11 protein-coding genes are annotated in these 11764 nt (G+C 41.6%); 3 read left to right on the top strand and 8 right to left on the bottom strand.

From position 1 onward, the window contains the following. Positions 1–30: 30 nt before the first annotated feature. The 4 genes from A5877_RS13440 to A5877_RS13425 all read right to left on the bottom strand — a co-directional run bounded on the left by A5877_RS13440 (position 31) and on the right by A5877_RS13425 (position 2864). Complete coding sequence (locus A5877_RS13440) at positions 31–231, bottom strand: CsbD family protein (protein ID WP_008377398.1); 201 nt, start codon at positions 229–231, stop codon at positions 31–33. 398 nt (positions 232–629) lie between these two features. Further along, a complete protein-coding gene (ffh, locus tag A5877_RS13435) occupies positions 630–2048 on the bottom strand; it encodes a signal recognition particle protein (RefSeq protein ID WP_005228902.1) in 1419 nt (472 codons plus the stop codon). 14 nt (positions 2049–2062) lie between these two features. Continuing rightward, a complete protein-coding gene (locus A5877_RS13430) occupies positions 2063–2401 on the bottom strand; it encodes a putative DNA-binding protein (protein ID WP_005228897.1) in 339 nt (112 codons plus the stop codon). Beyond that, positions 2391–2864: a DUF523 domain-containing protein gene (locus A5877_RS13425; RefSeq protein WP_005237241.1), complete on the bottom strand. Its 474-nt coding sequence runs from the start codon at positions 2862–2864 to the stop codon at positions 2391–2393. The genes A5877_RS13430 and A5877_RS13425 overlap by 11 nt, the downstream gene beginning before the upstream one ends. Before the next feature lie 150 nt (positions 2865–3014). Here A5877_RS13425 and A5877_RS13420 point away from each other — a divergent pair, with 150 nt between their 5' ends. After that, positions 3015–3719 (top strand): response regulator transcription factor, encoded by a 705-nt coding sequence (locus A5877_RS13420; RefSeq protein ID WP_005237242.1) that lies wholly within the window; start codon positions 3015–3017, stop codon positions 3717–3719. Next, positions 3719–5440, top strand: coding sequence for a two-component system histidine kinase PnpS (gene pnpS / locus A5877_RS13415; RefSeq protein WP_005237243.1), 1722 nt, complete (start codon positions 3719–3721; stop codon positions 5438–5440). Before A5877_RS13420 ends, pnpS begins: the two co-directional genes overlap by 1 nt. Positions 5441–5511: 71 nt before the next feature. On the opposite strand, the gene A5877_RS13410 is transcribed toward pnpS, so the two are convergent. The 3 genes from A5877_RS13410 to A5877_RS13400 form a co-directional block, all read right to left on the bottom strand. Next, positions 5512–7749 carry a GH25 family lysozyme gene (locus A5877_RS13410; protein WP_005237245.1) on the bottom strand — a complete coding sequence of 746 codons (2238 nt, stop codon included), beginning with the start codon at positions 7747–7749 and terminating at the stop codon, positions 5512–5514. Positions 7750–7870: 121 nt separating this feature from the next. Next, the gene (locus tag A5877_RS13405) at positions 7871–8779 is read right to left on the bottom strand and encodes a phosphate ABC transporter substrate-binding protein PstS family protein (RefSeq protein ID WP_005237246.1); all 909 of its coding nucleotides are present in this window, start codon (positions 8777–8779) and stop codon (positions 7871–7873) included. Between the two features lie 186 nt (positions 8780–8965). Next, the gene (locus tag A5877_RS13400) at positions 8966–10135 is read right to left on the bottom strand and encodes a pyridoxal phosphate-dependent aminotransferase (RefSeq protein WP_005237247.1); all 1170 of its coding nucleotides are present in this window, start codon (positions 10133–10135) and stop codon (positions 8966–8968) included. Positions 10136–10312: 177 nt separating this feature from the next. Here A5877_RS13400 and A5877_RS13395 point away from each other — a divergent pair, with 177 nt between their 5' ends. Further along, positions 10313–11032, top strand: a complete 720-nt coding sequence (locus A5877_RS13395) for a DUF2087 domain-containing protein (RefSeq protein WP_086316969.1) — start codon at positions 10313–10315, stop codon at positions 11030–11032. A 160-nt stretch (positions 11033–11192) separates the two neighbouring features. On the opposite strand, the gene A5877_RS13390 is transcribed toward A5877_RS13395, so the two are convergent. Next, positions 11193–11720, bottom strand: a complete 528-nt coding sequence (locus A5877_RS13390) for a type II toxin-antitoxin system Phd/YefM family antitoxin (RefSeq protein ID WP_005237249.1) — start codon at positions 11718–11720, stop codon at positions 11193–11195. Positions 11721–11764 lie beyond the last annotated feature (44 nt).

Here is an 11764-nt window from a genome sequence, read left to right as displayed (position 1 = left end):
CAAGAAATTGTTGCCGGGACGCTTTTATGTTTAATGTTTAGGTTTGTCGTCGTCTTTTTTGTCAAAGAAGTCATTTACTTTGCGAGAAACATCATCCGCAAAATCTTCAACCTTATCTTTGGCTTTCCCATATTTATTTTGGGTTTTCCCTTTTAACTCCTCGGAGTCATCTCCTGTAAGTTTCCCTTTTGTTTCGGTTACTTTTCCTTCAATGCGATCCTTGTTTGTCATCGTAAAAACTCCTTTCATACTTGCTATAAATTAATAGTAGCATCATTTGCCAGAAAGCACGAATGTTCTGCTTCTATCTTATCCTTTGAGTTGTCCGCAACGATAGTTCTTCGCTATTTTTGACTCTTGGACGATTTAGGATATTCAGTAGAAAGCTGGCTTTCTCTATAAAAAGGGATGTTCTTTAGATGTTCTATTTGATGTTCTTTGAAGGAGTTCATTTAAAGAGGACACTGTGAACATAAAAAAACCATGACCTGAAAGAAGGCAATCTGAGGAGCTGCAGCTGCTAGAATCAGGAGGTACAGATTCTCGATTTGGTGTCTTTTCAGGTCATGTTTTTTTTAATTGTACCCTAAGAGAAGGTTCGGTTCTTAGTTCCTATCAGTGTTAAACGATTATTTGCGTTTTTTCTTTTTCTTCTTTTGTTTTTTGACCATACGATTCATGGCCATTTTTCCAAGTTTCCCTTTGACACCGCCGCCAAACATTTGATCCATGCCAGGAATGTTCATATTCCCTTTGCTCATTTGCTGCATCATTTTGCGGGATTCTTTAAATTGTTTGATCATGCGGTTGACTTCGACGACACTGTTGCCAGAACCGGCGGCAATCCGGCGACGACGGCTTGGATTTAACAAATCAGGATTTTCACGTTCTGCTGGTGTCATGGAATAAACCATGGCTTTTTGACGGGCAATTTGTTTTGGATCAACTTTGACGTTCTCGATGCCAGGCATTTGGCTCATTCCCGGAATCATTTTCAAAAGATCTTCAATTGGGCCCATGCCCATGACTTGATCGATCTGTTCAACAAAGTCATTGAAGTCGAAGGAGTTTTCCTTCATTTTTTGAGCAAGTTCTTCTGCTTTTTTCTCGTCGTAATCTTGCTGTGCTTTTTCGATCAAAGTCAGCATATCACCCATACCGAGAATCCGACTAGACATCCGATCTGGATGGAATACTTCAAGGTCGGTCAATTTTTCACCGGTACCAGTGAACTTGATTGGAGCGCCTGTAACTTGACGAATTGACAATGCCGCACCGCCACGTGTATCGCCATCTAGTTTGGTGATGACTACCCCTGTGATCCCCAATTGTTGATTGAAGCTTTCCGCCACGTTGACAGCATCTTGTCCTGTCATCGCATCCACTACCAGTAAAATTTCATTTGGCTGTGCCAAGTCCTTGATTTGTTTTAGCTCTTCCATCAAGTTTTCATCGATATGCAAACGACCTGCTGTATCGATCAAGACATAGTCATTTTTCTTTTCCCGAGCCAAAGCCAATCCTTGGCGTACGATTTCAACTGGACTGACATCAGTTCCCATATCGAAAACAGGTACATCCAATTGCTGACCTAATACTTTCAATTGGTCGATCGCGGCTGGACGGTACACGTCACCGGCAATCATTAATGGACGTGCGTTTTCGGTTTTGATCAAGTGATTGGCTAATTTCCCAGCAAAGGTGGTTTTCCCTGCCCCTTGCAGACCAGCCATCATGATAATCGTTGGGATCTTTGGTGATTTTTCAATCCCAACTGTTTCTGATCCTAACGTTTTGGTTAATTCTTCGTCAACGATTTTAACGATCTGTTGCGCTGGAGATAAGCTTTCTAATACTTCTACCCCAACTGCCCGTTCACGGACATTTTTGGTAAACTCTTTCACAACTTGCAGATTGACGTCGGCTTCTAATAAAGCTAGACGAATCTCACGCATCATTTCTTTTACATCTGCTTCAGATACTTTTCCTTTTCTGCGCAGTTTACTCATTGCCTGCTGGAGGCGTTCAGTTAAACTTTCAAATGCCATTTTTTTTCATTCCTTTATTCTTCAATTTCTTGGAGCTGTTGAATAAACCCCTGTAAGGTTTCGTCTTTTGGATAGTGAGTTTTCGTATACTCGCTTAGCTGATCCAGCAAGTCTTCCCGCATGATATAGTCCGAAAACATATGTAGTTTTTTTTCATAGTCTTCTAAAATACGTTCGGTGCGTTTGATGTTGTCATAGACTGCTTGACGGCTTACTTGATACTCTTCAGCGATTTCTCCTAGAGAAAAATCATCTGCGTAATACAATTCCATGTAATTCATCTGTTTTTCTGTCAATAACGTGGAATAAAACTCAAACAACGCATTCATGCGATTGGTCTTTTCAATTTCCATTTGCTTCCTCCTGTTTTGCAAGCCATTCGACATCGGACAAAACAGTCATGCCTTGTTGCCGAAAATACGCACAAGCGACACCGATCCCTCTTCTTTTGATTCCAGAAAAATTGCCATCATAAATCATCTGACTGCCACAAGAGGGACTTTTCTCTTTTAGGATCAGTTGGGTGATGCCTTGCTCTTGTAATTTTTGATAAGCAATTTTCGCGCCGGTAGTAAACTGTTCGGTCACGTCTTCCCCTGAGATGGTGACGACCTTCGCTCGTTGCGCCCAAACGTCCACCCCATCGCCACCAACGATTTCGGCCGGTTCCCGTGGGATCGGCAAGCCGCCAAGAACTTCTGGACAAACCATCATTGCTTGACCTGCTCTTACCAGTTCGATCAATGGTGGCACTGCTTGGTGTTTTCCATCATAACGGCAAAGTACACCGCCTAGACACGCACTGATTCCGATCATATAGCACCCTCAGCTTTCCTATGAAATCGTCCTTTATTATAGCATTTATTTAGTGGTTGCAATAGTACCAATTGTCTATTCATGCTAAAATAGGACTTGTTCGTTGAAATTTAATCGTTTCTTGAAAAAAAGAAGCTAAAGGAGTTTGCCATGAAAAAAATACTCGTTGTCGATGATGAACCTTCCATCGTCACACTTTTAACCTTTAATCTAGAAAAAGAGGGCTATCAAGTCGTTTCCGCCTCAGATGGTCAAAAAGCCTACGAATTAGCCTTGTCTAAGCCTTTTGACTTTATCATCTTAGATGTCATGCTGCCGAATATGGACGGCATCGAGATCACGAAGAAATTGCGTCAAGAAAAAATCGAGACCCCGATCCTCGTCTTGACCGCAAAAGATGATCCAATCGATCGGATCTTAGGCTTAGAGATCGGCGCCGATGACTATTTGACGAAGCCTTTCAGTCCTAGAGAGGTATTAGCTAGAATGAAAGCCATCTTCCGTCGTTTAGAACCCCGTCAACAAACACGAGAAGAAGATCAACCTGCAGAGATTCTGCAAGTCGGTGGGATCCAAGCAGACCTGACGAATTTCCAAGTCAGTGTGGATGGTGAGAAAATCTTCCTAACGCCAAAAGAATTCGAGCTGCTAGTTTACTTTATGAAACGAAAAGGCCGCGTAATCGATCGCGATACCTTGCTCAATCGCATTTGGAACTTCGACTTTGATGGACAAAGTCGAATCGTGGATGTTCACATCAGTCATTTAAGAGAAAAATTGGAAGCTGATCCAAAACGGCCGGAATACTTAGTAACGGTTCGGGGATTCGGGTATAAATTTCAGGAGCCAGTCTAATGAAAAAACGCTATGGCTATGGTTTATGGTCGATCGGTCTATTGCTGATTTTTTTCCTGTGCTGGCAAGTTCTAAGCAGTTTTTACCGTCAGCAAGTCATTGCCCAGCAAGTGGCTTTTCTCCAAGAGAAAGCCACCGTATTTTTGAATCTATCAGATAATCAAACCGCGGCCTTAGAACAGTTTGCGGATACCTATGTTGAAGATAGCAATAGTCGCATCACTTTGTTAGATGACCATGGTCAGATCATTTTCGATACCTATGATCATACACTGCATGAAAACCGCTCCAATCGTCCAGAAGTCCAAGCCGTTTTGCGCGGAAGCTCCGTCGGTCAATCGCTGCGGGAAAGCGACACCTTGCATGAAGAATTGCTTTACGTGGCGATTCCTGTCAAAGAGGATGGAAACTTGACTCAAATCTTGCGAATCGCCGAACCGACCGCGGCTTTTTTTGCAAAAAATGAAGGAATCAAGCAGTCGATCTTGATTGTCTATCTTGTTTTTTGCTTTTTGATCAGCCTATTGATTTTCCATACCTTGCGCCAGCGAAATCGGCCGATCCAAACGATTCTGCCCGTCGTAAAAAAAATGATCACCTCGCCCGATCAACAAGCAATCATTATGCAAGAAACCCCTGAACATGATGAGTTGTATCAACTGATCAATCAGCTGAGCGAGCAAATGAGCCAGACCTATCGTGCCTATGCGGCTTCTGAACAGCAACTGTACGGCTTGCTCAGTGAACTGATGATCGGTGTCTTTATCATCAATGAAGAAAATCAACTGCTGCTGTTGAATCCGACGATGCAAGAACAGCTAGGGATGGAAACCGCACCGATCTTACCGCAACCTTTTACTGAAGTGATCCATGACACACAATTGATCCAGTTGATCTATCAATTTAATGACGAGACCCCTATTTTCCATGCGGAAACCACCCTTAGCGGGGAACGTTCAAAAGTCTTAGATGTTACCTTGCGAAGCTTCCAAGAAAACCAGTTGATTGGTATTTCTTATGACTTGACACGCATCCGACAATTAGAAAAGATGCAAAAAGATTTTGTCGGCAATGTTTCCCATGAATTAAAAACGCCGGTAACTTCCTTGATTGGGTTTACTGAAACACTGCTGGATGGCGCCAAAGAAGACCCTGAAACGTTGCAGACCTTCTTAGAGATCATTCAAAAAGATGCTTATCGCTTGAAAAATCTAATACAAGATATCATCCAATTGTCTCAAGACAGTGATTCTTTCCAGTATGTCGACCAACCGATCAACTTTTCTGAGCTGCTGCAACAAGTCGTTCAAACCTATGGTCCCGCAGCTGTTAAGAAGCAATTGACCTTTCAATTTGAAGGACCCGAACAATTCATTTTATCTACCAAAAAAGAGCTGCTGCAGCCCATCGTAAAAAATCTAGTTGAAAATGCGGTCACCTATTCAAAACCTGGTGGTGTCATCACATTATCCTATTCCGAGCAAGATGACCAGCTGCTTTTTCAAGTGCAGGATCAAGGCATCGGCATCGATGAAGAAGATCAAGAACGGATTTTTGAGCGGTTTTATCGGGTGGACAAAGCCCGCGCTCGCAATTCTGGCGGCACTGGACTTGGGCTGGCTATCGTCAAAGACTATACCAAATTATTAGGCGGCAGCATCAAGGTTGACAGTTTCCCTAAAATTGGTTCTACATTTACGGTGACTTTGCCGCTTCATTGAGAACATTAGAAAGAAAACTAGCCGAGAAAACGTCTAATGGCATTTTCTCGGCTAGTTTTTTGGAACCATACTTACTTAACAACTTTTGTTGCTGATTCATTGACGTAACCTAGCCAAGTTCCTTTATTATCATAAATTGACAGGTAATTACTTCCATTAAAGTGGCGATACACGTAACGCGCTTCGAACGTCTGTCCTTTCATGGCGTTAGTCACAGTACTTTTTTGTTTCCAAGAGAAATTTTGCCATAGTGGGAAATTCTGAGTAAACGTTATTTTTTTATGGTAACTTTGGTTTATTCCGGCAGCATTACTTGCTTCCTTTGCTCCATTGGCATTGATATAGCCAAGCCAAGTTCCTTTATTATCATATAGTGACGAATAGGTGCTACCATTGAAATGGTTGTAGTAAACTTTTACTTGAAGTGTTTGACCATAAAAATTACTGCTTTTATTTTTTTCTTTCCAAGAAAAGTTTTGCCACATCGAATAATTTTTACTTGTAACAGTGACATATTTACCACTTGAAATAGCTGTTCCACCTGCATTATTCGCTGTTTTGGTACCATTAGCGTTCATATAGCCTAACCATGTACCAGATTGATCATATAATGAATAATAAATACTGCCATTTAAGTGTTCATAGCGATATTTCGCTAAAACTGTTTTATTCAAGTAATCCTTGCTGGATGCCTTTACTTTCCATGAAAAATTTTGCCATATCGAGTAATTTCCACTGGTGATCGTTACATAGCGTCCATCGGCCAATGCGGGGCCTTGATTCGTTTGAACTGCTAATTTCGTTGAAGCGATGTACCCAATCCATTTTCCAGAAAAATCATAAACTGAATCATAATACGTGCCATCAAAGTGATGGTAAGTACCGGTTACTTTATAGGTATTTTTCACCATATCTGAAGTTACCGGTGCAGTCTTAGTAAATGTAAAATCTCGATATATCGTTCCTGGCTCTTTGAATTTGACATAGGTTTGCTTTGATTGCCAATTCCCTTGAGGACCATCAGCAACTTTGACGCCACCAGAGTTAATGTACCCAACCCAATTCCCTTGGTTGTCGTATAATGAATAATAGGTGCTACCGTTAATATGCTCATAACGCACTTTTATTTGCAGGGTCTGACCCAGATAAGCTTTAGAGTCTGCTTTTTTGGTCCAAGAGAAATTTTGCCAAATCGTATAATTGTCTTTTACAACGGTGGCATAACGGCCATCATTGATCGCACCGCCTTGTCCTTGACTGATAAAATACTTGTTATAATCTGAATTCATATCAAAGGTGCCATTGATCCCTGGGAATGTAACGTTATATGTCCACTGCCATGCACTATAATCCGTATACTTCTGATTTTGCGGTTCGTATGGATATTGTGCGATCCAAACTTTGTTTTTTCCTAAAGCAACAGGGTCGATCGCGTTATCCGTGACCCACGACACACCTATATAATGATGCGTATTCGTATACCCCAGTTCTTTTAATCTATTTTCAAAAACTTTTGACAATTGTGTATGATCTGCTTTTTTCTTAATATTTGGCTCTTCAATGTCATTGACCATTAGAGCAGAAGTCGGTAAATTTAATTGTCTCGCATAGCTTACAAAATAATCTGCTTCAGCTTTTGCCTGTGCCTCAGTGGTGAACCAACTGTAGTGATAAGCATGTACAATCAGCCCAGCGGCTTTAGCATTTGCAATTTGACTTGCAGCTAGTGGGTTTCGATAAGAAGTTGCCTCTGTCAATTTCACCACCACTGCAGAAACGCCATAACTTTTAATCAACTTGAACTGCTCCACAGTGATCTCTCCGTTGTGGGAGGAAATATCAATAAAGTCTTGCTTTGGGGTTGAGGGATCTCCTGCTGAAATATAAGGAACACTAGAAACAGACCGTGCCGAACGGCTTAAGCTGACTTTCAAATCTGAACGGCTTCGATACGTTGGGTCTAATCCTGAGCTGATATCATAGACAGAATCCGAAGCATTGTCTGGGCTTTTTTCTTCACTTTCGGCTGTACTGCTATCAACAGTCGTACTGCCCGTTTCACTGCGGTTACTTGATGATGTTGTCTCACTCGTTGAATCAATTGAGTCTTCGCTGGTTTCACCTGTATTCGAGCGAATTGTTTGGCTGTCACTGCTTGTCACATCATTCGTCTCAGAGTAAACAATAGCAGCCTCTTTTGACTCACTTGTTGATTCCGTGTCTGCAAAACCAACACGCATGCCAAAAATGACAAAGGCCGTTCCCGCATACAATGCTGCTATTAACATTTTTTTTGGAAATCTTTTCATTTTTTTCCCCTTTCACTGAATATTCATCTATATTCACTATCTATTTTACATAAAAAATAAAAAAAAGGTACAAAAAAAGAAGGAGTTCTTCCCTTCTTTTTTTGTACCTTATGAAAACTGTTTATTCAACATTCGTTACTTCGCCGTCTACACTGCGTTCTACTTTCATATCAGTGATTGGCAAGTATCCTAATTCGATAACGATTCCTTGTTGGACATCGTCTGTCATGATGTAATCAAGAAAGGCTTTGACATTAGCATCTGGTTCACCGTTCGTGTACATATGCTCGTAAGACCAGATGGGCCATTTGTTATCTGCAATATTTTCAGGGGTCGCTTCTACCCCATCAAGGGATAGCGCTTGGATTGAATCATCTAAATAAGATAAAGCAAGGTAGCTGATTGCTCCTGGTGTTTCAGCAACGATTTTACGGACTGTTCCAGAAGAATCTTGCTCTTGTGTTTGGATCGTCTCTGCACCATCTAAGCCCCATTTTTCAAAGGTCGCTCTCGTACCGCTGCCTGACGCACGGTTGATTACAGAGATTTCTTGATCTGCTCCACCGAGTTCAGACCAATTCTTCACTTTGCCTGTAAAGATATCGATTAAATCTTGTTGGCTAAGATCAGTAACGCCTGCATCTTTATTCACCACTGGTGCCATACCAACTACGGCTACTTTATGGTCAACTAATTTGCTGGCGTCCACACCATCTTTTTCATCCGCAAAAACATCGGAATTGCCGATCGTCACAGCGCCTGTTTCTACTTGACTTAAGCCAGTTCCGCTACCGCCACCTTGAACAGTAATTGTATAATTGGGATTGTCTGCTGAGAAGCTTTCACCTGCTGCTTCAACCAAGGGTTGCAAAGCAGTTGATCCTACCGCTAAAATTTCTACATTTTCATTTGATGCGGCACCTGATGAAGATCCGCCTGATGCTTGACTGCTCTCAGTGCTTGTACCACCGCTCCCACAGCCAGCTAATAATAATCCAGTTGCAAAAAATAAAAGTCCCAATTTTTTCATTTAGTAAATCTCCTTTCGTTATATGCTTAGTTTAGCAAGGCGGTGTAAACCCTTGATGGATTTCATGTAAAGAATCGATAAAGCGATGTAAATCTTTTGTAAAGTTCGTCGATTGCCTAAAAAGCCCCCGCTGCATCCATCAGAGGGGGCTTGCTTTATCTAAAAACGAAAGAAATGTCTGTAGAATCAATTGCTTTGCATATAGCGTGTCAAGCGATCCATCGCTTCTACCAAGTTTTCCATACTTGCCGCATAGCTTAAACGAACATAGCCTTCTGCTTCGGGACCAAAGGCGATACCCGGGATGATTGCTAATTGATTCTTTTCCGCTAAGTCGACACAAAAAGCCATGGAATCTTGGTTGAAACCAGCTGGTATTTTGGCAAAAATATAGAATGCACCTGATGGCTTCGCCATGTCAAAACCAAGGGCAGTCATCTTTTCAAACAAGTAATCTCGGCGTTCACGGTAATCGGCTTTCATGACTTCTGCATCATTGATGCCTTCGATCAATGCCCGCACTGCGGCTTTTTGAGAAATCGTTGATGCCGCAGTCACTAAGTATTGGTGGACCTTAATGATCTGAGCAGTCAACGCTTCTGGTGCAAAAATGAAGCCGACGCGCCACCCAGTCATCGCGTGAGATTTCGACAAGCCATTGATCACGATCGTTTGATCCCGCAAGTATTCAGCAATGGACACATGGGTTTCATCATAAGTCAACTCACTATAAATTTCATCGCTAATAACAAAAACGGGGTATTTTTCTAAAACCTCCGCCAATGCTTTGACTTGTTCTCGGGTATAAACGACCCCTGTTGGATTGCTAGGATAATTCAAAATGACTGCCTTGACTTGCTCCCCATGCTCTTTTAAGGCTGCTTCCAAAACTTCTGGCGCTAAAACAAAGTCATTGTCCGTCGTATCAAGATAGATCGGTTGGGCATGGGCTAAATGGATGACTGGTTCATAGCCTGGATAAATTGGTGCCGGTAGGAGAACTTTATCGCCAGGTTCCAACGTGGCTAATAAAGAAGCTGAGATTGCTTCCGTTGCACCGATCGTCACTAATACTTCTGATTGAAAGTCGTAATCAAGCTGATATTTATTTTTCAAAAAGAGGCTGGCTGCTTGCCGAACATCTGCTAAGCCGGCCATTCCAGAATAGTGGCTAAAATTTTGTTCGATTGCTTGGACACCCGATTTTTTCACGTGCTCTGGTGTGTTAAAATCCGGCTCGCCTAACGTTAACTTTAAAATATCAGGAATTGAAGAAACCCGTTCATCAAATTTACGAATCAATGAAACAGCTATATTGTACACTTCGTGATTGAAGCGTTGGCTTACGTCTGCCATAGTATCACTCCTTTGAATTAAGCAAATTCATTCGCTATTGTTGTTAATCCTAACACAAAAAGGCGACAATTTTAAGCAACGGATGAAATTAATCTAATAACCACAATTCCGTTTGCTTATTTACAAACAAAAACATTTTATGTTAGTATATAATCAAACAAAAAAGGAGAACCCAAAATGAAACCTTATCAAGAGTTTACCATTTCTGATTATCAGCAAGGATATGTCGAAACAACAACGGATTATTGTTGCGTATTTTGTCAGGAGACCTTCGACAAAGAAGAAATCTATCCCGTTGATGGCGCCTTTTTTACGGCAAAAAAACGAATGATACAGCATATCACTAAGCATCACGGAACCGTTCTATCCGCATTATTGGCTTTACCCAAAGAACAAACAGGCTTATCAGAAAGCCAGCAGGAGATTTTACAACTGTTTGCCCAAGATGTTAGCGATACTGTGATTGCCCAGCGCTTAGGTATCTCTTCTTCGACTGTCAGGAATCATCGCTTTAAGCTAAAAGAAAAGCAGCGACAAGCGACTGTTTTTATAAGTATCATGTCCTTGTTGCAAGAAACCCCGTTGCTGCCGCCTCACAAAGGGGCGACGATGCTTGATGATCGCTATGCCATTACGGCTAGTGAAAGAGAAAAGATCATTGCTACTTATTTTGATGAAGCGGGGTTTATCAAACAGTTTCCGAGCAAAGAAAAGCGCAAGATCGTTGTCTTAAGTGTGCTGGCACAAAAATTTGATCCGAAGAAAAATTATTCAGAAGCTGCCGTAAACGATGTATTAAAACAAGCGATCACCGATTATGTCACTGTCCGACGATATTTGATCGAGTATGGATTTATGCAACGGACGAAAGACGGAAAAACTTACTGGCTGACTTAAAACCCAGTCTGTAGTTGGATGGAATTTTTGTTAGTTGGATGGACAGTATCTTTCACAGTTTTGAAAAGTTAACAAGCTCCAGTTTTTTACAAAAAAAGACAAAGTACGAAAACACCCGTACTTTGTCTACTGTCTGAAACGCTGGGACAAGTTCCAGCGTTTATTTTTCTTTTAGAAAGATTTTTTTGATGATCAATTTATCAAATAATTGCGTTTGATTGTCTTGTTCCCCAATGACTTCAGCAGTCACTGATTTGCCGTCTTGTTTTTTGCGCAACTGATAAACAATCTTGCCTGTTTCTTTCAATTCGTTCACCATGTCGACGACACCGCCAAAACCTGTTTTACGAGTGATGAAGCCTAACGCCACCATCCGCTCATCTAAATTTTTTGCCGAGATGCTGGCACCGGTGATCAGTGCTTGCCGCATGATTTGTAAGAATTCTTCTAGCCCTGCCACTGGCGGCTGTTCAGGCTCTTCTTCCATTAGCGGTCGCTGACGCAAATAATCTAATTCCTGCAATAACGTTTCGTACTGCTCTTGTGTCAACATGACCCCCGCCACTTTTTCACGATTGAATACATATACTGCTGTTCCTGCTTCTCGCGCTTGATTAAATACATCCATCGGAGATTTTTTTACTTCAGTAATTGAAGTAGTGGGAACATCCAACTTCTTCAGTTCCATAATCAACGTCCTCCTTGTCTCAACGAACACATTATAGCATAAAT

It is taken from the genome of Enterococcus sp. 3C7_DIV0644 (genome assembly GCF_002141235.1).
Lineage (GTDB): Bacteria > Bacillota > Bacilli > Lactobacillales > Enterococcaceae > Enterococcus_D > Enterococcus_D entomosocium.
The sequence above is the reverse complement of the archived record's forward strand: the minus strand, read 5'-3'. Positions and strand labels throughout refer to the sequence as shown.